Annotated in this window: 25 protein-coding genes; 15 read left to right on the top strand and 10 right to left on the bottom strand. The window is 41.1% G+C overall.

Annotation, left to right across the window (positions count from 1 at the left end; all coding sequences use genetic code 11):
• Positions 1–652: 652 nt before the first annotated feature.
• Positions 653–1192, top strand: coding sequence for a type IV toxin-antitoxin system AbiEi family antitoxin (abiEi, locus tag R7R78_RS09245; RefSeq protein ID WP_029786579.1), 540 nt, complete (start codon positions 653–655; stop codon positions 1190–1192).
• Positions 1193–1289: 97 nt separating this feature from the next.
• Here abiEi and R7R78_RS09240 read toward each other — a convergent pair whose 3' ends face one another.
• The gene (locus R7R78_RS09240) at positions 1290–2138 is read right to left on the bottom strand and encodes a hypothetical protein (protein ID WP_025575442.1); all 849 of its coding nucleotides are present in this window, start codon (positions 2136–2138) and stop codon (positions 1290–1292) included.
• A 185-nt stretch (positions 2139–2323) separates the two neighbouring features.
• On the opposite strand from R7R78_RS09240, the gene R7R78_RS09235 reads away from it, so the two are divergent.
• Complete coding sequence (locus tag R7R78_RS09235) at positions 2324–3169, top strand: DNA processing protein DprA (protein WP_025575440.1); 846 nt, start codon at positions 2324–2326, stop codon at positions 3167–3169.
• A gap of 27 nt (positions 3170–3196) precedes the next feature.
• Positions 3197–4579 (top strand): HAD family hydrolase, encoded by a 1383-nt coding sequence (locus R7R78_RS09230; protein ID WP_025575439.1) that lies wholly within the window; start codon positions 3197–3199, stop codon positions 4577–4579.
• Between the two features lie 280 nt (positions 4580–4859).
• Here R7R78_RS09230 and R7R78_RS09225 read toward each other — a convergent pair whose 3' ends face one another.
• The gene (locus R7R78_RS09225) at positions 4860–5288 is read right to left on the bottom strand and encodes a hypothetical protein (protein WP_005378559.1); all 429 of its coding nucleotides are present in this window, start codon (positions 5286–5288) and stop codon (positions 4860–4862) included.
• Positions 5278–6210: a hypothetical protein gene (locus R7R78_RS09220; protein ID WP_225473443.1), complete on the bottom strand. Its 933-nt coding sequence runs from the start codon at positions 6208–6210 to the stop codon at positions 5278–5280. The genes R7R78_RS09225 and R7R78_RS09220 overlap by 11 nt, the downstream gene beginning before the upstream one ends.
• A 624-nt stretch (positions 6211–6834) precedes the next feature.
• Between R7R78_RS09220 and R7R78_RS09215 the strand changes: the two genes are divergently transcribed.
• The 3 genes from R7R78_RS09215 (at position 6835) to R7R78_RS09205 (ending at position 8015) form a co-directional block, all read left to right on the top strand.
• On the top strand, positions 6835–7044 hold the full coding sequence (locus tag R7R78_RS09215) for a cold-shock protein (protein ID WP_005380677.1): 210 nt from the start codon (positions 6835–6837) through the stop codon (positions 7042–7044).
• A 202-nt stretch (positions 7045–7246) separates the two neighbouring features.
• Entirely contained in the window at positions 7247–7402 is a 156-nt protein-coding gene (locus R7R78_RS09210; RefSeq protein WP_162836310.1) for a hypothetical protein, read from the top strand.
• 415 nt (positions 7403–7817) lie between these two features.
• Positions 7818–8015 carry a hypothetical protein gene (locus R7R78_RS09205; protein ID WP_025575436.1) on the top strand — a complete coding sequence of 66 codons (198 nt, stop codon included), beginning with the start codon at positions 7818–7820 and terminating at the stop codon, positions 8013–8015.
• Between the two features lie 188 nt (positions 8016–8203).
• Here R7R78_RS09205 and R7R78_RS09200 read toward each other — a convergent pair whose 3' ends face one another.
• The 3 genes from R7R78_RS09200 to R7R78_RS09190 all read right to left on the bottom strand — a co-directional run bounded on the left by R7R78_RS09200 (position 8204) and on the right by R7R78_RS09190 (position 9120).
• A complete protein-coding gene (locus R7R78_RS09200; RefSeq protein ID WP_225473441.1) occupies positions 8204–8350 on the bottom strand; it encodes a hypothetical protein in 147 nt (48 codons plus the stop codon).
• 237 nt (positions 8351–8587) lie between these two features.
• Positions 8588–8788, bottom strand: a complete 201-nt coding sequence (locus R7R78_RS09195) for a hypothetical protein (protein ID WP_005379017.1) — start codon at positions 8786–8788, stop codon at positions 8588–8590.
• 119 nt (positions 8789–8907) lie between these two features.
• Positions 8908–9120 (bottom strand): cold-shock protein, encoded by a 213-nt coding sequence (locus tag R7R78_RS09190; RefSeq protein WP_005379019.1) that lies wholly within the window; start codon positions 9118–9120, stop codon positions 8908–8910.
• Positions 9121–10182: 1062 nt separating this feature from the next.
• Here R7R78_RS09190 and R7R78_RS09185 point away from each other — a divergent pair.
• Complete coding sequence (locus tag R7R78_RS09185; protein WP_025575432.1) at positions 10183–10569, top strand: transcriptional regulator; 387 nt, start codon at positions 10183–10185, stop codon at positions 10567–10569.
• Positions 10570–10582: 13 nt separating this feature from the next.
• Here R7R78_RS09185 and R7R78_RS09180 read toward each other — a convergent pair whose 3' ends face one another.
• On the bottom strand, positions 10583–10870 hold the full coding sequence (locus R7R78_RS09180; RefSeq protein ID WP_025575430.1) for a hypothetical protein: 288 nt from the start codon (positions 10868–10870) through the stop codon (positions 10583–10585).
• 319 nt (positions 10871–11189) lie between these two features.
• Here R7R78_RS09180 and R7R78_RS09175 point away from each other — a divergent pair, with 319 nt between their 5' ends.
• The 4 genes from R7R78_RS09175 to R7R78_RS09160 all read left to right on the top strand — a co-directional run bounded on the left by R7R78_RS09175 (position 11190) and on the right by R7R78_RS09160 (position 15532).
• Positions 11190–11981, top strand: coding sequence for a metallophosphoesterase (locus R7R78_RS09175; RefSeq protein ID WP_025575428.1), 792 nt, complete (start codon positions 11190–11192; stop codon positions 11979–11981).
• A gap of 498 nt (positions 11982–12479) precedes the next feature.
• Entirely contained in the window at positions 12480–13841 is a 1362-nt protein-coding gene (locus R7R78_RS09170; RefSeq protein ID WP_025575426.1) for a type II toxin-antitoxin system HipA family toxin, read from the top strand.
• Positions 13826–14308: a helix-turn-helix transcriptional regulator gene (locus R7R78_RS09165; RefSeq protein ID WP_029786578.1), complete on the top strand. Its 483-nt coding sequence runs from the start codon at positions 13826–13828 to the stop codon at positions 14306–14308. The genes R7R78_RS09170 and R7R78_RS09165 overlap by 16 nt, the downstream gene beginning before the upstream one ends.
• Before the next feature lie 738 nt (positions 14309–15046).
• Complete coding sequence (locus R7R78_RS09160) at positions 15047–15532, top strand: DUF6795 domain-containing protein (protein ID WP_047102125.1); 486 nt, start codon at positions 15047–15049, stop codon at positions 15530–15532.
• A gap of 680 nt (positions 15533–16212) precedes the next feature.
• Here R7R78_RS09160 and R7R78_RS09155 read toward each other — a convergent pair.
• A complete protein-coding gene (locus R7R78_RS09155) occupies positions 16213–16776 on the bottom strand; it encodes a porin family protein (RefSeq protein ID WP_213894156.1) in 564 nt (187 codons plus the stop codon).
• Between the two features lie 399 nt (positions 16777–17175).
• Between R7R78_RS09155 and R7R78_RS09150 the strand changes: the two genes are divergently transcribed.
• From R7R78_RS09150 to R7R78_RS09135, 4 genes are all read left to right on the top strand, one after another.
• Complete coding sequence (locus R7R78_RS09150) at positions 17176–18054, top strand: LysR family transcriptional regulator (RefSeq protein WP_213894157.1); 879 nt, start codon at positions 17176–17178, stop codon at positions 18052–18054.
• Between the two features lie 120 nt (positions 18055–18174).
• Complete coding sequence (locus tag R7R78_RS09145; RefSeq protein ID WP_005381670.1) at positions 18175–19710, top strand: bifunctional GNAT family N-acetyltransferase/carbon-nitrogen hydrolase family protein; 1536 nt, start codon at positions 18175–18177, stop codon at positions 19708–19710.
• A 204-nt stretch (positions 19711–19914) separates the two neighbouring features.
• A complete protein-coding gene (locus R7R78_RS09140) occupies positions 19915–20502 on the top strand; it encodes a DedA family protein (protein ID WP_005381671.1) in 588 nt (195 codons plus the stop codon).
• 180 nt (positions 20503–20682) lie between these two features.
• Entirely contained in the window at positions 20683–22050 is a 1368-nt protein-coding gene (locus tag R7R78_RS09135) for a Na+/H+ antiporter NhaC family protein (protein WP_167426846.1), read from the top strand.
• Between the two features lie 75 nt (positions 22051–22125).
• Here R7R78_RS09135 and R7R78_RS09130 read toward each other — a convergent pair whose 3' ends face one another.
• Together R7R78_RS09130 and R7R78_RS09125 are read right to left on the bottom strand one after the other, a co-directional pair.
• The gene (locus R7R78_RS09130; RefSeq protein ID WP_206975485.1) at positions 22126–22965 is read right to left on the bottom strand and encodes a 3-keto-5-aminohexanoate cleavage protein; all 840 of its coding nucleotides are present in this window, start codon (positions 22963–22965) and stop codon (positions 22126–22128) included.
• Complete coding sequence (locus R7R78_RS09125; protein WP_213968977.1) at positions 22956–24287, bottom strand: aspartate aminotransferase family protein; 1332 nt, start codon at positions 24285–24287, stop codon at positions 22956–22958. Before R7R78_RS09125 ends, R7R78_RS09130 begins: the two co-directional genes overlap by 10 nt.
• Between the last annotated feature and the right edge of the window lie 141 nt (positions 24288–24428).

Here is a 24428-nt window from a genome sequence, read left to right as displayed (position 1 = left end):
CTCTAGCCTCATAGCAACCACGACCATCACTACAAATTCCTAGTTAGGATCCTAACCGAGAATGGACATCGGAGTCTGGCTGCGATTAGTACTGCTGTTTCTCCTAGCCTCATAGCAACCACGTCCATCACTACAAATTCCAAGTTAGGATCCTAACCAAGAATGAACATCGGAGTCTGGCTGTGCGCTTAGTACTGCTATTTTCCTAGCCTAAAAGTAACCATATTCATCCCATAAATTCGGAGTTAGGATCCTAACCGAGAATGAACATCGCATCTGACGATTAGTGCTGCCATTTCCTCACCTCAAAGCAACCATAATCATCCCCATAAATTCCGAGTTAGAATCCTAACCGAGAATGAACATCGCATCTGACGATTAGTGCTGCCATTTCCCCACCTCATAGTAACCATATTCATCCCCATAAATTCCGAGTTAGGATCCTAACCGAGAATAGTGACCAGCTTTTGACTATTGGTGCCGCAATTTCCTTAGCCTCATAGCGACCACATTCATCACTACAAATTCCAAGTTAGGATCCTAACTCGGAAAAACCAATCAGGGATCAGGAAGGGTATTAGCGATCACCAATTGCTATCTTCAACCACAAGTGTACAAAAATATATGTCATACTTACTTTTTATGACTACTTATGAGCATTGAAGTGAAGATTGAGGCTGCATTGGAACGCCTGCATAAATTTGACAGACGAGGTATACACGTTTACCGAAAAAGTGACCTCAGGAGATTATTTTTTGATGATTCACTTACAGCATTCCAGCAAAGTTTACCTCGTTTGGTGAAAGCTGGAGTACTAGAGCGGGTGTGCAACGGTGTTTATGTATTCTCATACAGTCGTCATAAGGACGGTTATACCATTGAATACATTGCTAAATGCTTGCGACGAGGAGAGTACAACTACATATCTCTAGAATCGGCACTCTCGGAATACAGTGTTATTTCCCAAGTAATGCTTGATCGAATTACGATCATGACGACTGGACGCAAGGGAGAGTTTAAGACACCTTACGGCGTTATCGAGTTCACACATACGAAACGTGATGATATTGACATTATCAGCAATACCATAACTTCAGATCGGCCCCTGCGGATTGCTAGTAAAGAGACTGCCATTCGAGATTTGAAGAGGGTTGGCAGAAACACGCACTTGATTGTGACGAATCACGAGTAGGCAGATGCTGGCACTCCCAAAAACCAACACAACTCACTTTTGGACAGAAACAAGTCAGAGCTGATACCCCAACTTACTATACCCAGATTAGAGTGTTTTAGTCTTCATCTACTGAGATAAAAAACCTATCAGCATTCCACAGTTCAATGATTTTCCTAGTTTTATTAGCATTCCAAAAACATTTGCCAAATAAGATAAATCCTGCGCCTTCTAGATCGCGTTTTTCAGTTATCTTAAAGCGTTTAAAGATCTTGTACTTATGTCTCTTGATAGGAATTCCCACATCATCACAGTCGGCAGGGTTTAACCATTCCATATCAGCGTCAGAATGAGAGATTGTCCCCCAAAACATCTTAGGACGGGCTTCTTTTGGGCTATCTGCTGGTTCAGCATCTGCAAAATTCAGGAACAAGTTCTTAGCTTTATAGGAGTACTTTTCATCTATTGTGATGATTGTGTCTGATTGAGCTAAATCGCTTCCACGCAACAAACTATTCAACGCTTTTTCCATACCTAAGACAGTATTTCTAGCCGTAGCTACAGCACCTGTATGTGATTTGGTGCCTCCCGAACCAGCTAGCTTGGGTTTAGATGGACGATCTGTATTACTTTCCTCTGATGGTTTGGAGTCACCAGCAAAAAAGTCAAAAATAACTTCACTTGAGTCAGCGATGATCTTATCTACTTCGAGTGCATGTTTTACTTCACGTTCACGTTGCGGTGATGAACGTCCTTCGTTGCATCCTTGGACATGGTATCGTGAACCAAAACATGCAGCTTTACCATCGACACTTTTTCTACGGTAGTACGCTTCTGCTGCACATTTTGGATTAGGGCATTCTAGGTACTGCCTGTACTTTTCGATGTCAGAGTCAGACAGCTTTTGAAAATTAAAGATGTTGTAGGTCTTACGTTTCCCACCATATGTACAAACAGCATCTATCATTTAGTAAACCCCAGAATTAGTGTAATCTATTGACTTTTCACCACTTATAAATGCAGTTGTAAAGTATTAATATCAATAGTGAGACTAATACTTGAACTAAATCAATTGGTCGATAAAAAGTGGGCATATTCAGTTGCAATCACTGCATCTATTAGCATAAATTCGAGAGTGATTGGAGTATTTTTGTGATTAATTTGAGTAAAGATCAAAAACTTGCATGGTATCACGCAGCCCTGATACTGACCAAAAAGGTGTCAGTAGGTAGTGTCACAGCTAATAACAAGCTACGAGACATGTTGTTGAACATAGGTTCTTTTGAAGACATCTATAATCAGCATTTTGGTATGTTTCCTATTGAAGAAAAGATTGAAAATCAATTGGATAGTGTTTACAGCAAGATTGACTTCGACTTCAAAGTAATCACCATAAATGATCCTGAATATCCTGAGAAATTAAGGTCTGTAGAGGGTGCTACACCTGTACTGTACTGCCGTGGTGATTTAAGTCTGCTAAATGCTGATAAAACCATTTCATTTGTTGGAACACGTGAATTACACAACCCCGAGCACGTAAGGCATGGGGAAGTAGTTATCGGTAGGCTGTTGAATGCTGGATACCAAGCGATTGTAAGCGGTTTAGCTGCTGGTTCTGACACATTGGGTCATCAAGCTGCATTAAAGTATTCAGGAAGAACAATAGCAGTTATAGGGACACCTTTAGACCAGTACTTTCCAAAGGAAAACAGGGAACTTCAAGATGAAATTGCCAAGAATCATCTTTTGGTATCTGAGTATCCGATAGGTATACGTAGCTTTGGGTCTTTCTTTGCTAATAGGAACAGAACAACAGTAGGTCTATCAAGTGAAGGTGTTGTGGTCGCCCGTGCGGGTGATAGAAGTGGAACACAGTATGCTATTAGGCACTGTGTCGAGCAGGGCAAGCAGTTATACGCCCTAGAAAACAATATCTATGAACCTGAGTACCAGTGGGTTAAAAAATACAAAGATAGCATGAAAGTGATTAGGCAATAGGTTCATTGATAATGCAGAGGTCTGCAAATGAAACTACTGATCTTCGATCTAGACTTAACTTTGGTCAATACAACCAATTGCCAAGATTACTTAAAGACAGCAGCAGGTCGTGAAGATATTGTCGATTTACTTGGTGCTGGTACGGTAGCTACGTCACTGTACTACCCTGACACAGTGGCGTATGTCAATTCGCTTGTTTCACGTTTTAATCGTGGTGAAACAGATACATTGCCTATTATCATTTCCGATTCCCCTAAAGCCTACTGTGAAGCCGTTTTAGCACAGCATGGCTTTGATATTGCACGTCAGTATGTCTTTGGAGCTGCCCGCAAACCTTGTGTGAGAATGGGTGAAATTTTCGCTACGATTGATTCTTATGATCTAGATGATATCGGTGTAGAAGAGTGCCTTGTGGTGGGCGATAGCGCAAGGGACATGTTCTTTGCCCATGAAATCGAATCTCCTTGTATCTGGACTAACTGGAGTTATGTTGAAAAGGATCATATGTATCCATTTCATACATCTAAGCCTACCCGCACGGCTACAAACCTTGAAGAGTTAAAAGGCTTCATTGAAGAATACATAGCTGGTGGTGAGGCAATTTTTGGGTATGAAAAGCCAAATTTCCAAGAAGATTGGGATATTTTGTCAGTTGATCTAGAGAACTTCACTGAGCATCAAGTTAAAGATATTGGTTTTGTTAAGCACTATGTACCTGAGGCATTTACAACTAGAAATCAAGATTACATATCAACGTTCTTTGAAGTACATTGGATGGTCAAACCTGCCAAAGATGTTCCGAAAGATGACTTGTGGAACAAGGTTCCACAGCCTTTCTATAAGAAAGGCGGGGGATTCGCTAATGCTAGTCAATTGATACGAACAGCGGGTATCTATAAGTTTCGTTTCAAGGAGTGGTTAGATAAACAAGGTATAACGGGCAAAGTACTTGTTGTGCCCGTTCCAAGTAGTGTTCCTGCGGAATGTAATAAAACGCACACTGTCAAACTAATAGCGCAGTGGTGGACAAATTGGCTAAATGGTATGAATCCGAAGCCTAACTTTGAACTAGTTCACTATGATTTGCTTGTAGAACGTTTTCAGCCCAAGGAGCCTACACACGCAAAAGGAGGTGAACGATTCATCGAAGATCAGCTATCTACAATGGGTGTATTCAAAGGCGTGATTGGTAATCTACCTGAAGATATATCGGCTGTAGTTTTCCTAGATGACGTTACGACATCTGGTCAAAGTATCAATGCAATGGCGACCATATTTAGGGAGTTAGGGGTCGTAAGTGTTGAAACACCACTATACGGTTACGTTTGGTATCAAACTCATCACCCAACCACTGAAATTGATTTTAGGGCACTGATCGCACTTGCAGATAAAGTGGCTGCTGAGAACTAATTATAAGGGCATAACAATCGCGTTATGCCCTTAGTTCTTTGCGGAAACTACAGACCGTAAAATATGACGGATAAGTGCGCTCGCTTGGAATGGGGCAAAGACTTGCTAGCGGTGAACGTGCCGAAAAATCTCTGGACAAAACCTTGTCATTGCCTTCTCTAATTTAGAAAACTACGAATAATCACAGGTATTGCAAAGTTGTTGTGAAGAGCTAGTGCGATGAGCAACATCGCACCAGAAAAGTATTGGCTGGGTTCGGATTAAGTGCCGTTAAGTTCAATCATCGAGCTTTAACGTACATCAAGTGCACTCCTGTTGGAGTGATTTTTGTTAAATCTCGGCTGTATACGTACCCATATTTTTCTAACAAGTCGATAGAGTGATATGTCCAGCCAGCAGCAAATGCCACGCCTGCCAATGCAAAATAAATACTAATTTTGTTAGCTAACTGCATAGCTCTTTGAGAATAAAGTTCATTAATCTTCTTCCCATATAGCAATGCTTTAGGTGTCATAAAAAGCACACACACTAAAGCCCCAAAAACACCAACAGGAACCCACAAGGTAATAACGGAAACTTGCACAGTATCGGCTCGATTCAATAGCTCAAGGTAATCCAAATAAACGCCATAAGAAGGATAAAACCAACACAACAGCATTAGTGAAACAAAAAATAAGCCAGCCAAACGGATTTTAGTTTTATATCGCACTTTCTAACCTTTCAACTATCGTTTGAGAAATTTTGTATTCGCCCCAAGCCCATTCAATTAGAATATATGTCGCTGTTACAGCAATTGCACCGATAATTATCGGTTGACCTAAGACAGCAGCAGCAAACAATGCGGCTTCACCAACTGCGCTTTGGAGCATAAATTTGAACATGTCAGAGCCAACATTCCCAAACCAATCCACTAGGTGGTAATCATCTTTGAACACTAGGTCACTAGTAGCAATACTCGCCGATACAACGAACGTTAAAACTCCTGCACCTTTAAAGTTTGCAACCCTAGATTTCGGGCTAAAACCAGTTTGCATTGCTTTAAATGAGTTAAGCGGGTATTTTTTTCCGTTCATGTTGATACGAGAGCCATTCACAAACGCATGTTTGAGTACTTTCCCGTTCTGATCTGTCCCATTGAATGCGACAAAGATTTTTCCTCTGCTCTCAACAAGATCCGCCTTAATGTTCATATCCCCGAATTGCTTAGCAATAGACGCGGCGTCAAACATCGGCTCTGTGTGGTTGAACCATGATTTTGCTGTATTAATACTCGCAGCAAGAGCTGCAACGTCTTTACCAGAATCTAGCCAAACGTTATGCAATATCTTGTGCGCATCTTCTAAATCAGTAATAAGTACATGCTGATGATTCTTCGCCATTTCATCTTCAAGTGAACACTGTAGCCCGATAGAATCGCTTAGAATTTGAGGCGTTTTTAAATCTTGAGAGATTTGATCTAATCCAGCCTCTTGTCTATCTCTAAGAACCCGCTCTCTAATTTCTGCCCATCGCTTTTCATCGCTCGCGGTATACCTCAACTCTTCCTGACGCTCTCTACGTTGGCGAGCTGCTCGCTGTCTAGTTGTTTCTTGTCTTTCTTTTGGGGCTACAGGAGCGGATTCATATCTCATGGAAGTCGGTTTTACTGATAAATAAAAACGATAATAACAATATTTTCAGGTATTTATCATCCACAAGAAGACAATCTGACGATTTAACCAATCAAATAGACAATTTGACAGGCTAAATAAGTATAATAAAGACTCAATCGTGTTGAGTTGCATTCTATCGAATAACTTTTTGTAGGGTAAAATGAACGACACAGATCTTGTAGAGTGTTTGGTCTAGCGAGTTTTGGGGCATAAATGAGCCAGCACAGATCTAGCTGGCTCGAAGATGGACAAAGGCGAGTTTGACAGCCACAAGCAAGTCTCTCTCAAAAAAGACCGTTTGGCAGTATTGATTTATTGCTTAATGTTCCCAACTGTAAAACGTTGGAATCAAGATGAACCCTTTGTGATAAAATGCGTGTAGATAGATGATATAATAATTAATTTAAAATAAAGGTATATTTTTTTTAATTAGTCTGTATAGTGGTCTTTGCTCTGACAAAGAGTTGTTTCAAGATAAAATATCAAGAAAGTTTTCCAGCGTCATCCCTAGCAAGTTTCTCTCTGTAATCTCCTTAATGCTCTATCCTAAAATAATACCTATGTTCAGTGCACCTTAATTTTAATTTTATAAAGGGGCATAATATGTCTAATCAAGTAATTGGTACAGTAAAGTGGTTTAACGAAACTAAAGGTTTTGGTTTTATTTCTCAAGAAAATGGCGATGATTTATTTGTTCATTTCAGAAGCATTTTAGGTGATGGCTTTAAGAAGCTTATTGAAGGCGAGCAGGTTTCCTTCACTGTAGGTAAAGGCCCTAAAGGCCTTCAAGCAGAAAATGTAACAACTATTTAGTCTTACAATTGAATTTAAACTGCCTCGTCATACGCCTGGCGAGGTAGTTGCTCTGACAAAGATTTGTTTCAAGATAAAATATAAAGATAGTTTTCCAGCGTAATCCCTAGCAAGTTTCTCACTGTAATCTCCTTAATTACCTATCCTAAAAATACTTATGTTCAGTGCACCTTAATTATAATTTTTATAAAGGGGGCATAATATGTCTAATCAAATATTTAATAATGAGAATAGAAATAATAAAAACAAATCTATTCAAAATAAAGAAAAATCAATACATAAAAAAACAAAGATGAATAGCTTTCTCCAAAGGATTGCTAATGGTGAGACTGGTGTTGTTTTGGAGGAATTACTTTGAAAAATCACGGTAGAAAGAAGATCTGGTTTCAGTTAAAAAAGTGCGAATCATACACTAAAAATTTTTTATCATATCGAATGTAAGGTTTGTAAAAAGTTGCTCATAGAAAGACTATGTTCTTCAACAGATGAGCTTTGGGAATAGCAACCACGAAATATCTGGGGCACACATCATATTATGACAAGTGAAACGTTAAGTTGCTTAAACAGTAGGGAGCGATGAAACATACTCGTAGTGCTCAGGCTTGTGAGATGAGGTAATAACCATTGTGTGATGGATCTTTGCCGTCCATACTCCTTGATAATCAGTTGCTTGCCTAGTCAACTTTTGGGGGAGAAACCAAGTCAGTTCGAACGTTTAAGCGTGAAACAATGCTATATTGAAAGCGTCACCCACTCTCAAAAGGAATAGGACCATGCCGACCTATCAGGTCACTTACTTCAACGCGAAACACGCCGTGATAGATAGCGAAGCTATCTTCATGAAAAGTCTAACGAACGCCAAGCGCTCAGCTGAGCATCATGCGCCAGAGGGTGCAATACTAATTGAGATTAGAGATTTAATGGATCAGATGCTAAGTCGAATGACGCTGGATGATAGCTGTGAAGACTGACGTTGGTTAGCAATCATGATTCGTTTTTCGTAGTAGCCTTTGACACAGTTTAGCTTGTTTGTCTGACAAGGCTTGCTCACGATTAAGTTGATCTCGTAAACCTGTCAGCATATCTCGGTCTAAGTTGCTCAGCTTTTCGGAATGTAAGAGGAGTGTCGTATTGATAAGCTCAGAGAGGTTTCGTGAACTCACAGTCCCCACTCTTTTTGTTCTTCAATCTCTTCTATGCGTTTGCGAACACCCATTTTTTTCAACTCTTCTGGTGTCCGTTTAATCCCTTTCTGATTAATACTAAATTGCTTCTGCTTTTGTGTCGGTTTAGGTAATTTGCTCATATATCATCCTATTTTTGGTGGTTTACTGAATTCCGCCCCGCGTTCATATTGGCTATGAAAACAACAATGATACTACACAAGTCAGAACATAAATGGGCAATAGTAAATTCAATGGCTTTCTAAATGAGATCAACACGGATTGAACCAACGATTGCAGAAAACTGAGACTCAGGCTTTTAAAAATGTAGCGATGCTAAGAAAAATAATTTTAGATGATTTTATTCAGGTTAGAATTCATTATCTCTTATTGATGTATCGTTCCGCGTTTGCAAAAAGCTTATCGCATGCTTTTTTCTGTGCTAAATATTCTGATGAACCTTCAGCCATAGAGTCGAGAATTCCTTTCGCTTCTTGATATTCTTTTACCATCGCAGCGAATCGTTCTTCGAAGTTGTTTTTCTGTGTTTTCTTGCTTGATTTTCTTACTGGTTTTCTCATGTTGCTTCTTATCTTATCGATCCCAATATTTATTTTTATTCGTATTTCGAACGTTCAGAATCTTTATTAAACATAAAGTAAAAAAGTCTCCTCGACAGAAGAGACTTTTTAGAAATATTTTATACTAACGTAACATTATCCGCTTGAGGGCCTTTGTTACCTTGTTCAACAACAAAAGAAACCTTTTGGCCTTCAGATAATGTTTTGAAGCCTTCACTAACAATTGATTTGAAGTGAACAAATAGGTCAGAACCGCCGTTATCAGGGGTGATAAATCCAAAACCTTTGGATTCGTTAAACCATTTTACTGAGCCTGTTGATTTATTTGACATAATATATCTCGATACATTGATTAAGTTAAAAAGAAAGCTACTAAATAAGGAATGAAGAAAAAGGTATCGCAGGATAAATATGACGAATTTAATCGAATAAAAACTGAGAAGAGCTTGAACTAAATATTTTACTAATAGCTCACCGTTTGAGCTGCTGCCACTATACACTATATGAACATAATAGATATCTATTTTTTGATTGATTTTTATTACCCATAAAATCAATAACTTAAAAGTAAACCCATGAAAAGTGAAAGGCTGAATTGAAATCAACAACATCATTAAAATAATTATTGCAAAACAGATATTCGATACAAGCATCATCCCTATTTCTAACTTTGAATGGGGCAGAGACGAATTATAGTTGGTGCTCAAAATCGTGCACTTCGGATAAGTTGAATTGGATAAAACCAAGTAAACGAGTCTAACCGAAGCATGTCTATAAAATCGGTGACTATTCAGATATCGTTGTTTCTCTTGACCTCTAAGATAGATTTTTGAATCGTTACCCGCCAATGTTTATGATCGGTCAAAGGTTACGTGGTCGCAACATATCATAACTTCCATTATAATCAGTCAGTTAATAACCACTTACAGTACTTTGGTATCGTTGTTCTTCTATTCTATCTAACCACTCACGAATCTCGTTCTGCTCGCTCCTGCACCTCGGCTTTTATGGAGAGGATCACTCATAGACCACAGAAAATTGCTTTTTGAGAACGCACGTAGACCAAGAGCCTCTAAAGGAATAACAAAACAAATACAATGACTTACAGACATACTCATCTAGAAGAAGATCACTCCTAGACCATAGAAATTTGCTTTTAGAGATCGCTCGTAGACCTTAGCTCGCTGAATCGAAAGGGGGTCGATGAGAATAGGACATCGTTGTTTCTCTTGACCTCTCGATCATGAAAGTGGCATTCACTGGGGGAAATGACTGTTCGGAATGCTCCGAAATACGCATCCATTCGCATAGCGAATATAACTATCCACTTTTTCTTTCAGAACAGCGTCGTATACACTAGGGTGTTCTATTACTTCGTTCTGAGAAGGATACTCATGAAAGCTCGCATTGGGGTTGCATCGGAAGATCTCATTCGTAGGCATATGATTAGTGTGGCCGCAGGCAACATTAGTCATAACAAGCATCTACCGACATTTTGGTTCACATCACTAGATGAAGTCTCAAAGTTACTGTGTAATGAAAATATCGAACTAATTCTTCTGATCAGTAGAGGAAAGCCTGAAAGCCTAGCTGAGCTTGCGGAGATTAGCGGTCATCATACCCGCGAACTCTCACGAACTCTCGACGACTTATCATCAAAAGGATTCATCCAGTTCGAGGAAAAAGGCAACGCTTGCCGCCCTATTGCTGTATTTACTGACTTTGAGATTATTCTCGGCAAAGAATTAGAGAATACACTGCAAGAAAGCTATTGTGCATGATTTCCATCACTCGTTACTGCGGCGCATGCCGCTTACATAGCACAGCTTCATGCTGTGCAGACTCGAATGGTGATTGTTCTTGATACTTTCCGTCTAGGCCAACTTGATAGCCATCGATGATCTCTTCCAGTTCTATTTTGAGGGCTTCAGTTACTTCAACTAGCTTATCAGTATTGGTAGAGATAGCGTGATCAAGCAAGTCAAGAAGTCCATTTAGCGTAACCTTACTATCCTTTGATTCGGCTTGCTCGTTATCACTTCTTGTAGCCTTAGCCTCATTCTTCATATCAGCCTCGCTCATAAAAATGCCTGCCGTACACACGGCTGTAGCACAATTACACTCTCGCCAGCCTCTGAGAAGTTTCCTCAGCAAAAAATCTTAACTGTTTACAATAAAAACGATTAATTTCATACAGTTATAAACCACTAAGATTTAGACACTAAAAGTTAGTGTCTAAATCTTAGTGCCGAAAAATCAAACAAAGCGTCCAATCATTGTCTTCCATGGAAGTTTCACTTTAAGCTACTGATGTTAAAGTACTTAGCGTATGTGCTCACTTCTCTAATCTAAAAAACCCCTGTACCATGGAGAAGTCAATCAACTCTAAGGTCATGATAGTTTGAAGTTTTACGTTGTTTCCGATCTGCATCTCGACATTCACGGAATACGCCGTGATTTCTGGTATAGCTTCGATAACGAAGCCACTTTAGTCGTTGCAGGTGACACAGCGAACGGCCTCTTAGGCATGGCGTATGTGAAGAATGTACTTTGCCGCCATTTTAAGACTGTGATAATGATTGCAGGAAACCATGAATGGTATAGCAATAAGAGTAAACCCTACCGCCATAGAAGTACGTCCGTTAGGTGCAAATCTAGTGCTAACTCTGACGTTCTCAAAGATTCTAGGGGTTCCGTACTAGCCAAGCTTAAGGCTCATAGTGATACAACTGAAAACCTGTTCTTTTTGAATAATGAGTCAATAAATTTAGATGGATATAGCATTTATGGGGGAACTCTTTGGTTTCCTATTCACACATACTCGTCTACACTGATTGATGCGTACTCAGAACTGATGAATGATACAAAGTACATCAGCCATCAAATGATTGAAGAGCAGCACAAAGCATTCATTAACAACTTTCCAGAGAAAGTTGATATAGCAATATCTCACCACCTTCCATCTAAAGAAGCTTTTGCTTTCGAGCAAAATGCCAGCAGCGATTATGCTCCGTATTATCATGCAGGGTTGAGTAATGAGTTGATCTCAAGAGCTAGGTATTGGGTGGCAGGACATCAACATGATGCTGTAGAGAAAGTCATTGCGGACGGTAGGACCACATTTATTTCTAACCCCAAGGGTTCTGTCCGCTTAACCAGTGGATTACTTACTAATAAAGCTTATTACCTATAAGAGCTAGCCAACAATAGACTTCGGCATCTGAAAGTCCGCTAGGGCTTTCTTAACTTCGTGCATTGATCACCTTGTGAATAAGGCCCTAGGAATTATGTACAGGTTCATCATCTATCTGCACAGCAAACAACACTTTTATGCGCATTAAAAGGTAACGTTCAAACACTTTTACGCGCATTAAAGTGTATTAACTGTATTTTTGTATGTAGCAGCCATTCTTAATCTCCTCATTCACTTTGTTCATTTAAGGCAACTGTTCATTTATTATGAACAACCTGCATAACTGAACAAACAATTAACGCCCCACTCCCTATCGCAGCTTTCATAGCTAAAATAATCCATTCTGCTCATCAACAATTTTGACTTACACAAGCTATGCGTAATCATTTACTCATAAAGAGTCTCACCACACATTAATGAGTAAAACTTTACTCATAACTTGAAAAAAAATGACTTTAAGAGTAAAGTTTTACTCATTGATAAGTAGAGGTGTTGTCGATGGAAGAACTAACCGTACAAGCTTTTCTCAGAGGTGAATGGATAGATATTGGTATCATCTCATTCCCTAAAAGTAGCCAACATAATTTCCGAGTGACTGAACTCAACTACCTCAGCGACTATGCGCTAGAACATCACGATAAAGATGACTTTCACGCTGTTTCACTAAATCACCCTGTCTCATTCTTTTTTGATGACATGGGTAAACCTGGATGGTTAACGTTTCTAGACGATATTATGCCTAGTGGTGCTAGTAGACGATACTGGGTCAAACACCTGGATATTGAAGACCTTAGTTCTGATGAACAAGACTATGTTTTGCTCAAGTTTGGCACAATGTCGCCTATTGGTAACTTAAGAGTAAAAGACTCTCTTCCTGAGCGCTACGAAGTAGCAGACAACCTCTACTTCTCTGTTGATGATGTTAAAAATCGAGCAGGTGATTTCCTCGACTATGCACAACAAAGAGGGGCAGCCGCAGGTGGTGCAACTGGGGCTGGAGGTGAAGCGCCAAAACTGATCCTCCGATGCGGTTTCGATCATGGATCTGGTAGCGAAAAAATATGGATTGACCCATACCAAGATGACAATAGCAACCACGACTTACATTACTTAGTAAAGTACCCTAGAGGCTCAAGAAGCACCATCGACTGTAATATTCTAAGAGCTGAGTTCTACTTCTACCACGAGCTAACTGAAATGGGAGTTGAAACGATCTCCACCGACGGTATGCGCTTGGAGGAAGGATTAAACTACCCTTCCTTGTGGCTTCCTCGATTTGATGTTCAAATTATTGAGCAACAAATAGAGAGATTTGGCATGGAATCTGTGTATTCCATTTTGAACAAAGGCGCTGGGGTCACTCTTGATCACGAAACAACAATCCGAACTCTCATAGAAAAAATTACTGAAAGCAATATGGTTAAACACCAAGGGTATAGGTTTGATACCCAAGCTTTCGTCATTGAATGGGTGAAGAGAGATCTACTCAACATCTTGTTTGGTAATAGTGATAACCATGGCAGAAACACTTCATTCTTAAAAGGTGATGGAGTCATAAAGCTTGCTCCCGTTTACGACTTCGCACCAATGAAAGCTGATCCTGAAGGCATTCCAAGAACAACAAAATGGAAAGCCCCACTAGAGGTTGGCGGAACTTACGACTTCGTAGGAATAGCGGACACCTTATCTGATCTCGTGCCAAAAGAAGTGTTATTACAAGAACTAGAGGTTACTGCAAGTAAATGCCTTAATTTAAAGCAGAGACTAGCATTACGAGGAGTACCAGAACAAATCTTAGAGATGCCAGCCGTTGGACTTAATCATATATCAGAAAAGCTCACTAAATGGGGGCTACTATGAATAAGCCAAGCAATAAAGAGTCCGTACAAGATACCGTTGCTCGTCTAAGAGCAAACCGAAATCAACATCAACCCAAGACTGGGACGGATGCAACTCATTCGACCAAAGAACGATCGCAACTTAATACTCCGACTAGATCGAAAACCTCAAAAAACGCCAAAGCAGTAAGTGCAGCAGAACGCAAAACAGAGGCAAACAAAATCATCAAACACTTATTGCTTGGAGAGCTAACACAAGGCCAAGCGTTAAAAAGTTTACGCATTAATATACTGGGACTCAAACAGGATGTGTTCGCAAGACTTGTAGATGTCTCAAGAAAAACACTCTCAGATATAGAGAATGATCGGGGCAGCTACAATACAGAGATTCTCAACAAGGTATTCAAACCATTTGGCTTAAAAGTCGGAATGCTACCGTCTTCTCCCGATGTGTTAAAATCGCTACTAATAGATGGTGAGGCTGGGTAAAATACTCAGTATCAGCGCTATTGCTTTAGATTAAATTGCTATAGCAAGCTAGCATTTTTAAATGATTTAGTAATACATGGACGCGGGTTCAGTTCCTTTTGAAGCAGGAAATTGATGTAACATTTGATGCAACACCAAATTGGTAACATCGTTATAAGTTACTGAATTTATGAAAAGTGAGAAACCATTTCAACTCCCGCCAGCTCCACCAAACGTTTGGAAAAGGCCACCTTCGGGTGGCCTTTTTTGTATCAACTAAAATAGTCTCTTTTTTCAAACATTCATGCTTTCTGAAATCTTACTACATAAATTACCGCATACCTTTGGCCCATGTAGGTTTACAAACTCGTTGAGTATTAATCAGTAAACAAGAAGTTCATAAGTACTAATCAAAAAGGCAGAGAGCATGGTACTAAAAGCCCTGCAACTTAAAAGTTTTCTGCTTACCTATCCTTTCTAAGAGATAACTAGATCTAAGTCTAAAGCCTATACTCATCTCCCTCGATGAATTGATTGATGCATTTATTGTTAGTCCCTACTCGCTTGTTTCATTACAACTCTATAGATGTAATGACTACAAATAGTAGTTACAAAAAATAATGTAACTCTAATCACAAAGTTAACCTTAGATATTGAACAGAAACACAACATATATAGATTTTTAAATTTCAAAATGAAAGTATTGTTGTGAAAAATTAAGTTGCTGGAATTATTACAGTCATATTAGTGAGCATTGTAATGAATTTTGAAGAAAGTAAATTGAATGACGAACACGTTAATCAATACACACCGAAAATCAATGGTGTGTTAACAAAGAAAGGAAAACCACTTAGTAGCCTGAAGGTTAGCCTTAGTATTGGTTTAAGCACGTCAGGGAAATCAATAGACTTATCAACATTCACAGACAGTACTGGTCGCTTTGAATTTTCTCCAGTCTATGAAAATAAAAACATCATAAGCACTCCTCTTATTGAGCACTATGTAACTATTGTTTTAGTCGCAGAACTCAGTAATGATGAAAGTACTATTATTTGGGAAGGAAGCTTTGATGGTTATAAAATAGAGGATTACGTAAAAAATAACATGGCTAACCTTTCTTGTGACACTGAGAACCCTCTTAAGTACTTTGCTTTTTCAATTGATGATGAAGAAAACGATGACTACTACGTAAACAGCCAATGTAATTTATTTGGTTATATAGACTCTGACTTATATGGAAATTAAACAATGCACTCATGATACAACTCCAGTTCCTATGTCTCCTCTTTGTCCATTTATGGGGGATATTGAGTATCGGTTAGAAGGAGGTTCTGGTATCGACTTCCACGCTCATGGACTGGGAAAAAATCTGTTCCGGGTTATGTCAATAACGCTACAAGTAATGAGTGATCGGCACTACAATCTAAGCCTTAAACTTATCTAGAACGCAACGTATTTCTTGACTTCAACAATAGATATAACGCTCGGATGACTGATGGTTGGGTAAGTAAAATAGTCTCTTCAACTTTGACTTTACTAAGAATTTCAGGTCTGGGTCATATAATACAACAGATGCGACCGTAGGCCTTGCTACTTGGGCTCAATTAGCTAATTTCAGAGCTAAAAAATGAATGTAACGAACACGTGCGCGGTATTATAGGCCACATAAATGTAATGTCAGGCAATGCGGAAATTAACCTATCTAATATTACTTGTAGAGCAATAAAGCTTTGTTTTTCAAGGTTAGTAAAAAGGCTAGACAGTCATGCTAGTAACGTATTAAATACCCTGGAGTAACAATAAAATAAATTAGCCATCGTTTTATATATACGCTTCATCGGTCTTAAATTATTTGAATGATAAATAATAAAAGTGCGAAGCTATTTTGCTTCGCACTTTTATTGAGTCCAGCACGGCTAACTATATTAGAAGCGATACTCTACACCTAGTGATGCTTGGTTAAAGTCTGTTTCCGTGTTTGCACCGTTCGCGACATTCTCCGCATTGAGTTCTACGTCGTACCACATATATTCTGCGTTAACTAAGAAGTTATCAGTAACTTTAAAACCCACACCGGCACCAGCGAATACACCTTCATCATCTTTGTTGCCTTGGAAGCCCGCAACGTTGTAATCCGTCGAGTACCACATTTGACCGCCTTTTGCGTAAAGGTCGACACGATCAGCAATGGGAGCGGTAACTTTTAGAGCCGCTGTATAGCCGTCCGTTTTGGCATTTGCTAGGTTATTACCATAGCTACCGAAATCAATGTAACCACCTTCCAACGCTAAGTAAGGATTAAAACGGTAACCAACTAAACCTTGAATAACATCGCTGTCATCATCAAAGTCATCTTGTCCATCAACTTTTAAGTAACCGTAGTTGGCGCCAACATATACACCATGATCGTTGGAGTCCGCAGCATGTGATAAAGTACTAAACGTTGCTAAAGAAAAAAGGCTAATCAAAGTAACAACATTGCTTTTCATTTCGTTCTCCTAATATAAGTTCCATTGAAGGTTCGAATAGTAAAGAGCAAATGCAATGCCAACTTTAAATTAATGAAAAATATATTTAATTTTATAGAATACTGACAATACTCTAAAGATCGCCGAACAAAAATAGAAAAAAAGAGCTGTCTGTTTACTTTATATAAACAATACTAAATTGAGGTTAATCGCTGATGTGAAAAAGATTCTTGTTAATTTGTAGATTTTTCAAAGAAATTAAATAAACATCTAAAATACTCTTGTAGATTAATCAGTCAAAAAAATGCTTAGCTAGTTTTTATAAGAAAGGAAGCTAATCACACATACGTTGCATCTTACTTTGCTTCAAGCCGTGAATATTCTACTCTTTGCCTAAGCAGAGTTTAATGGAACTGAAGTATGTTAAAAGGCAGTGAATACCCTTCTATTCGAGCATTAAGGACGTTTGTCGCGGTCTCTAATTACCTCAGTTTCTCTAAAGCAGCGGATGCCCTATGTATTACGCAAAGCGCAGTAAGCAAACAAATCGCATCGCTGGAGCAATTGGTGGGTTTACCTTTAATACAAAGATGGGCGAGTGGTATTGAGTTAACCGAAGAAGGCAAGCGTTATCTGCCGCAAGTCACAGAAGCTTTGGAGCTTATTCAGCATGCAACTGCCAACTTAATCCAGTCAGATTCAAAGCAAGAATTACTCACCGTGGACGTAACCCCTTCTTTTGCCAGTCTTTGGTTGATACCTAATATTGATGACTTCCACCAGCAACATCCTAACATCCGAGTAAGAGTCTGTACTGGGGATGGGAACGTCAAAGATTCGAGCAACGAAAGTGACTTACATATTCGCTGCCTTCCATTATCCACGCATTATGAATACAGCCACTTACTATGCGAAGAAATACTACTATTGGTCGGTACTAACGCTCCTGCACTCAAGAATGTGCACGCTGTTAGCGACTATCCGCTGATACCTCAAATCACTCGTCCTCAGTTGTGGGAGCAATTTAAGGCGGCACATGCAGTAGAATCAACCGTTACCTATCACTCTGTAGGCTTTGAACATTTTTACCTAGCTTACGAAGCCGTCAAAATGGGAAAAGGACTCGCCTTACTTCCTGATTTTATGGCGCAGAATTCTATTTTAAGAGGGGATATCCAACATATTCTCAACCTAACTTTACAGAGTGATTATGGTTATTACGTGATGATCCCGAATTATCGCCTATCGGCTAAGAAAGTGGCGGCGTTTTACGAATGGTTGAAGAGCAAGCTAAGTTAATGTTGTTTCTTTAAACTCGTTTAGGTAAACCAAAACAACTCAAAGACTTCGGTATCTGTCTGCTCAAATTTATGGCATTCTCATCCATACTATTTAAAAAGGATAAATGGATAGTAGGATATGGACAGCAACACGCCAAGACTCTCTTTACGCACCATTGAGCCGACCGATTACCCAGAGCTCGCGGAATTAATGGACCTTGTTTTTCCTGATGTTGGTGGCTCATGGCCACGCCTGACCATCATGGATCTCATTCATCAGTTTCCTGATGGACAAATCTGTATTGAGGATAACGGAAAAATTGTCGGCGCAGCGCTAACAATCAAAGTGGACTACAACCGATTTTCACTTCCTCACCTGTACACCGACATCATCACCGAGAACAACGTCATCCAAAACCAAGTGACCGGTGACGCCATGTATGGTCTCGATGTATTTGTTCACCCGGACTACCGTGGGCTGCGTTTAGGTCGCCGTCTGTATGATGCGCGTAAAGAACTTTGCCGGAGTAAGAATTTCAAAGCAATTTTAGCCGGTGGCCGCATCCCGAATTACCACAAATATGCTGACGAATTGAGCGTGGCTGAATACATCGACAAGATAAAACGCCGTGAGCTTCACGATCCTATTTTGTCTTTTCAGCTTGCAAATGACTTCGATGTAAAGCGTATTATGCGTGGTTACTTGCCAGAGGATAGTGCTTCTAAAGGCTACGCAACTCTACTGGAGTGGGATAACTTCTTCTACGAAGAGGATATTCAATCCGTCCATGATGTAGAAAAAACGCTGATTCGGATTGGTGTTGTGCAGTGGCAAATGCGCGCCATGAATGACTTAGAGGACTTGCTCGATCAGGCTGAGTTCTTCATTTCTTCTCTTGCGAACTACAAAGCCGATTTCGCCCTATTCCCTGAATTCTTTAACGCGCCGCTGATGGGATTGCAAAACGACCAAAATTCCGTCGAAGCAATTCGCTTTTTGGCTAGCTTTACAGAAGAGATCAAAAACCGCTTCTCGCAGATGGCCGTCACCTACAACATCAACATTATTGCAGGCAGTATGCCCGTCATCGAGGATGGCAAGTTGTATAATGTGGCCTACTTGCTGCAACGAGATGGTGAAATAAACGCTCAATATAAGATCCACATCACGCCCCATGAGCAAAAAGACTGGGTGATCGACGGTGGTGACAATGTTCAAGTGTTCGAAACCGATGCAGGCAAAGTCGGCATACTGATTTGTTATGACAGCGAGTTCCCAGAGTTGGGAAGAATGCTCGCCGAGCAAGGCGCACAAATTGTGTTCGTTCCTTTCTGGACAGACACAAAAAATGGCTACCAACGAGTACGAATCTGTTCCCAATCACGAGCCATCGAAAACGAATGCTACGTTGCAATTGGGGGCAGTGTCGGCAACTTACCTCGTGTTGATAATGTCGATATCCAGTACGCACAATCTGCCGTATTTTCACCGTCGGATATCTATTTTCCACACGATGCGACCTTGACAGAAGCAAGCGCCAACACCGAAATGATAATCTTCGCTGATGTTGATTTGACTAAGTTGAAACAGCTTAATACCGAAGGCTCTGTCACCAACTTACGTCATCGCCGCCTTGATTTGTATGGTGCATTCACCAAAGCCAAAGAGTCATAAGGATCTCCCTAATTCGCCGCTACCAAAGAGCGTGGCGGCGAACAAAGCCTGCTGCAGGTTGATTCTGCGCAATTATCAGAGGCATGTCAGTTTTTCTCAATGGTGAGAAACAAGAATTGACCCAATAGGACATTCGGAGTATCACTCCAACTTCGTTCCGCTTTTATTAGGGGAAAGCTTTTGGAACATATTAACGAACTTCTCGTGTCAATGAAGCCTTTGCTTGAGCAATACGGCTACGTTGCGCTGATTGTCAGTATATTTCTAGAAGGGATAGGTATCCCGATGCCTGGTCAATCACTGATGATCGCGGCATCTTTGCTCTCGTCAGAACAAGTCATGAACCTAAGTATGGTAATGATGGTATCGTGGCTGAGCTGCTTTTTGGGTAATACCTGTGGTTACCTAATCGGCTATTACTTTGAAGGCTGGTTGGATAAAAAAGGCTACATTTCCGGCCCGAAGATGCAAACGCTTCAATTGACTATCCAGAAATACGGCCCTACGTGCTTGGTCGTCAGCCGCTTTATTGAAGGAATGAAGCAATTTATGCCTCTTGCATGCGGTATCGCGAAAATGCCACGTAGAGAGTTTTTGCTCGGTAACGCCCTCGCGGCGACGGTTTGGGTATTGGTATTCAGCTTGTTAACTCACTTTGCATTTGAGCATTTAAGCGTGTTGAGCAACCTGTACACCGAATACAAATATCTGGTATGGGCATTTGCTGCTGTCTTATTTACGTGGATGGTTTTAGGTATTGTTAAACGCAAAAAAGCCAAATCAATGCAATAACAACAGTCTCTTCATTAACGCATAACTAAAGCTCGTGGTATCAGTGAGATACGCAACACGAGCTTTTATCTTTTTCTTTACGTGTAAAATTTAAACAGCCATTTAGACGTCTAGACGTTGACAATGTAGAAGTGTGATATTAGTCTGCTCTTCTCTCTTATCATTAACATTGTCGTTTACATGTCCGGTTCCCAACAAACTACTAAAACAGTTGCACCGTCTGCGGTCGCACTGATCCCATTAATTGTATTCCTTGCGCTATTTATTGGCGTAGGCACTTACTTATCTTTGCAAGGCGTGGAATTTGCCTTCTACCAGCTGCCTGCACCCATAGCGGTGTTACCAGCCATCATCATTGCGTTTCTTTTAAGTAAAGAGAAACTTAACCGCTCAATCGAACACTTCATGCGTGGTGTTGGCCACCCAGACATCATCGCAATGTGTATGATCTATCTGCTTGCAGGTGCCTTTGCTGCGGTAGCAAAAGCCTCTGGCGGTGTTGATGCAACAGTGAACCTTGGTTTATCCGCTATTCCAACCAGCATGATTTTACCGGGCATTTTTCTGATTTCTGCTTTTATCGCAACAGCAATGGGGACTTCGATGGGTACCATCGCAGCCGTTGCCCCCGTAGCGTTGGGTATTGCTGAATCAGCAGGAATGAGCTTACCGTTAACCGCAGGCGTTGTACTGAGCGGCGCTATGTTTGGTGATAACCTTTCTATCATCTCTGACACCACCATCGCGGCGACACGCTCTCAAGGTTGTGAGATGAAAGACAAGTTTAAAGAGAACATTCGTATTGCTTTACCTGCGGCGTTGATCGCGATTGCAGTGTTCGCTTTCAACAGTACTGCGACTCAAGTGCCTGCAACTGGCGATATTGAGTGGCTAAAAGTCTTGCCGTACATCACTATTTTGATCCTAGCGGTATCTGGTGTGAATGTGTTTGTGGTTCTGTCGATTGGCATTCTTTTGGCTGGCGGCGTGAGCTTGGCATCGATTGACAATTACGGACTAACTAATCTAGCCCAAGACGTATACAAAGGCTTTGGTAACATGCAAGAGATCTTCTTGTTATCCATGCTGATTGGTGGCTTGAGTGAACTGATGCGTCGCCAAGGTGGTCTTGCTTTTCTAACAAATTTCGTTAGTAGCCTTATCCACGCGTTTGGCTCTAGCCATTCAAAACACGCGAACAGCCGCGCAAGTGAGCTAGGTATCGCGGGCTTGGTTTCTATGGTGAATGGTTGCACGGCAAATAATACGGTCGCCATCATCGTATCGGGTAGCGTGGCGCGTCAGTTGGCGGAAGAGAACAATGTCTCTCCTCGTCGCTCAGCAAGCTTGTTGGATATTTTCTCGTGCGTGGTACAAGGCATTTTGCCTTACGGCGCGCAAGTATTGTTGCTAGGCTCAGTATTTAACCTTTCTCCATTAGAAGTGGTTGCCAACTCTTACTACTGTTTCGCGCTGGCAATTGCAGCCATTGTGGCGGTGTTTATCAAACACCCAGCACGCCAACCTGCAGTGCAAACCGAAAACTAACGACAAATACCAAAAAGGCTCCGATGGAGCCTTTTTGCTTTCCGTTCTTCTTTATTTTCCTTGCTTCAAACAGATTCACTTTAAAACTGAACGCAAACTTTGCGCACTGTGTAAAGGAATCGCGAAGCAATGCGCCACATCGCGTAGAGCTTCCACCTGAGCCGCGTTACTGATTGCTAATTCGCCTGCCACATCGAAGTGGTTATTCTCAAACCCCACTCTCACATCGAATCCAAGTAACATCGCACTCGCTAAACAGTCTTGCTCTCGCGCACCAAAAGCACAAATGGCACATCGAATTTCTTCCTCGTCAAAACGCGCCAAATTCAAACCTCGTAAATCCCATGGCGAAGACTGTTGAGTTTGGTGATAACGCCCTAACACCACTAATGCATGCTGATACGTTTTAGGTAACACGCCCGCATCGCGTAGTTGGAAATAACGTTCAATGTCGGTTGTATCGTAGAGAATAATTTGGCTCACGATGTTGTGCTCTGCCAACCAATGGAAAAAGACATGCCCTTCTTTCTCACTTGCGCGATCGGGGATTAACTCCCTCAATGCGAAAGAAGCCGCTTCAGGTTTCACAGCTTTGACTAACGCCCTCTGTTGTGGCGGAGAATATAAACCCACCGCTTCTGTGGTGAGCTGAACCATCAAGGTTTCTCCCACCGCTTCTTTCACGGCATGGTAAATTGCCATGTTGTCGTCGATGTCTAATGAATGACATCCGTTGGCGTCTCTAGCATGCAAATGGATCATGGCAGCCCCTGCCGTTTGACAAGCGATAGCCTCTGCAACCAGTTCGTCTTTTGTCATGGGTAAGTTGGCGTGATCGTACTTAGTTTTTCTAGCACCGTTTGGGGCCACGATAATGGCGATAGGTTCTCGCAAATATTGGTTTGCTACTTCCATGTCTCCGCCACCTCTTTTAACGTCAGTGAGAGTTTACCGACTAGTTCATCAATATGATGAGACTGAATAATGAATGGCGGTGCGAGCAAAATATGGTGTCCATTAACGCCATCAATCGTTCCGCCCATTGGGTAGCACATTAAGCCATTTTCCATTGCTCGCTGTTTGATGCGTTTGTCTGCCAATGTGGCTTTACTCAGAGGCGCCTTGCTTTCTTTATCCGCCACCAGCTCAATGCCAACAAACAAGCCTTTACCACGAATGTCGCCAATGTACGGTAAATGGGCCAATGCAGAAGTAAGCTCATTACGCAGCAAAGCACTTTGCCGATTAACCGCCGTTAATAAATCATCTTGGAAGATGGTTTGAATGGTTGCCACGGCAGCAGCGCACGCCACAGGGTGCGCCATAAAAGTATGACCATGTTGGAAAAAACCGCTTCCATCAGCAATAGCTTGATAGACTCGATCATTCGCAACCACCGCGCCAATAGGTTGATAACCCGCACCAAGCCCTTTAGCCATACAAACCAGATCGGGCTCTGCCTCTTCTTGCTCAAACGCAAAAAAACTGCCACTTCGCCCAACGCCACACATGACTTCATCCAAGATCAATAACACATCGTATTGGTCGCATATTTCGCGAATACGTTTGAAGTAACCTTGAGTCGCAGGCACAGCTCCAGCGGTGGCTCCCACAATAGGCTCGGCGACAAAAGCCATGACATTCTCAGCCCCCAGCTCAAGAATTTTTGCCTCTAGTTCATTCGCCGCTCGCAATGAGTAATCCAATTCCGACTCATGACTCTGCTGATAACGATAAGCATAGCAAGGGGCAATGTGATGACTCGGATGCAAGATGGGTTTGAACGGTTCACGTCGCCATTCATTACCACCGACCGCCAGAGCTCCCAACGTATTACCGTGATAACTTTGCTGACGCGCGATGAATTGCTTCTTCTCTGGCTTACCTGATTCTACAAAATACTGCCGCGCCATTTTTAGTGCCGACTCCACCGCTTCTGATCCGCCACTTACTAAATACACATGGTTGAACTGCCTAGGCATTTGCTGACAAATCAATTCCGCTAGTCGCTCACTGCTGTCACTAGTAAAAAATCCAGTATGAGCAAATGGCACTCGCTCGATCTGTTCCAACATGGCTTTTTTAACGGCGTGATGACTGTGGCCAAGGTTTGATACCGCAGCACCACCACAAGCATCGAGATACTGCTTTCCATGCTTATCGAATAGATAAACACCTTCACCTCTATCGATGATTGGTAGCGTGGCATGGCAATGACGGTGAAATACGTAAGACATTTGAGTCCCTTCCAATGTGTAATACTTGCACACATCATCAGGAACAAACCCAAACGTGACAAGAGAATAAATCTCACCCTCTATGAGCTTTTGGAATACCACAAACCAAAAACACCAAAACCCTTGATATTTAAACAATAA

The organism is Vibrio sp. 2134-1 (genome assembly GCF_033339495.1).
Note: the sequence above shows the minus strand (reverse complement) of the source record. Positions and strands in the feature narration are given on the sequence as shown.

Excerpts from the sequence above, each read along its gene's own strand:
- abiEi (WP_029786579.1), top strand. The coding sequence starts at position 653 with ATGAGCATTGAAGTGAAGATTGAGGCTGCATTGGAACGCCTGCATAAA.
- R7R78_RS09240 (WP_025575442.1), bottom strand. The coding sequence starts at position 2,138 with ATGATAGATGCTGTTTGTACATATGGTGGGAAACGTAAGACCTACAAC.
- R7R78_RS09230 (WP_025575439.1), top strand. The coding sequence starts at position 3,197 with ATGAAACTACTGATCTTCGATCTAGACTTAACTTTGGTCAATACAACC.
- R7R78_RS09220 (WP_225473443.1), bottom strand. The coding sequence starts at position 6,210 with ATGAGATATGAATCCGCTCCTGTAGCCCCAAAAGAAAGACAAGAAACA.
- R7R78_RS09215 (WP_005380677.1), top strand. The coding sequence starts at position 6,835 with ATGTCTAATCAAGTAATTGGTACAGTAAAGTGGTTTAACGAAACTAAA.
- R7R78_RS09210 (WP_162836310.1), top strand. The coding sequence starts at position 7,247 with ATGTCTAATCAAATATTTAATAATGAGAATAGAAATAATAAAAACAAA.
- R7R78_RS09205 (WP_025575436.1), top strand. The coding sequence starts at position 7,818 with ATGCCGACCTATCAGGTCACTTACTTCAACGCGAAACACGCCGTGATA.
- R7R78_RS09200 (WP_225473441.1), bottom strand. The coding sequence starts at position 8,350 with ATGAGCAAATTACCTAAACCGACACAAAAGCAGAAGCAATTTAGTATT.
- R7R78_RS09195 (WP_005379017.1), bottom strand. The coding sequence starts at position 8,788 with ATGAGAAAACCAGTAAGAAAATCAAGCAAGAAAACACAGAAAAACAAC.
- R7R78_RS09190 (WP_005379019.1), bottom strand. The coding sequence starts at position 9,120 with ATGTCAAATAAATCAACAGGCTCAGTAAAATGGTTTAACGAATCCAAA.
- R7R78_RS09185 (WP_025575432.1), top strand. The coding sequence starts at position 10,183 with ATGAAAGCTCGCATTGGGGTTGCATCGGAAGATCTCATTCGTAGGCAT.
- R7R78_RS09180 (WP_025575430.1), bottom strand. The coding sequence starts at position 10,870 with ATGAGCGAGGCTGATATGAAGAATGAGGCTAAGGCTACAAGAAGTGAT.
- R7R78_RS09170 (WP_025575426.1), top strand. The coding sequence starts at position 12,480 with ATGGAAGAACTAACCGTACAAGCTTTTCTCAGAGGTGAATGGATAGAT.
- R7R78_RS09165 (WP_029786578.1), top strand. The coding sequence starts at position 13,826 with ATGGGGGCTACTATGAATAAGCCAAGCAATAAAGAGTCCGTACAAGAT.
- R7R78_RS09160 (WP_047102125.1), top strand. The coding sequence starts at position 15,047 with ATGAATTTTGAAGAAAGTAAATTGAATGACGAACACGTTAATCAATAC.
- R7R78_RS09155 (WP_213894156.1), bottom strand. The coding sequence starts at position 16,776 with ATGAAAAGCAATGTTGTTACTTTGATTAGCCTTTTTTCTTTAGCAACG.
- R7R78_RS09150 (WP_213894157.1), top strand. The coding sequence starts at position 17,176 with ATGTTAAAAGGCAGTGAATACCCTTCTATTCGAGCATTAAGGACGTTT.
- R7R78_RS09145 (WP_005381670.1), top strand. The coding sequence starts at position 18,175 with ATGGACAGCAACACGCCAAGACTCTCTTTACGCACCATTGAGCCGACC.
- R7R78_RS09135 (WP_167426846.1), top strand. The coding sequence starts at position 20,683 with ATGTCCGGTTCCCAACAAACTACTAAAACAGTTGCACCGTCTGCGGTC.
- R7R78_RS09130 (WP_206975485.1), bottom strand. The coding sequence starts at position 22,965 with ATGGAAGTAGCAAACCAATATTTGCGAGAACCTATCGCCATTATCGTG.
- R7R78_RS09125 (WP_213968977.1), bottom strand. The coding sequence starts at position 24,287 with ATGTCTTACGTATTTCACCGTCATTGCCATGCCACGCTACCAATCATC.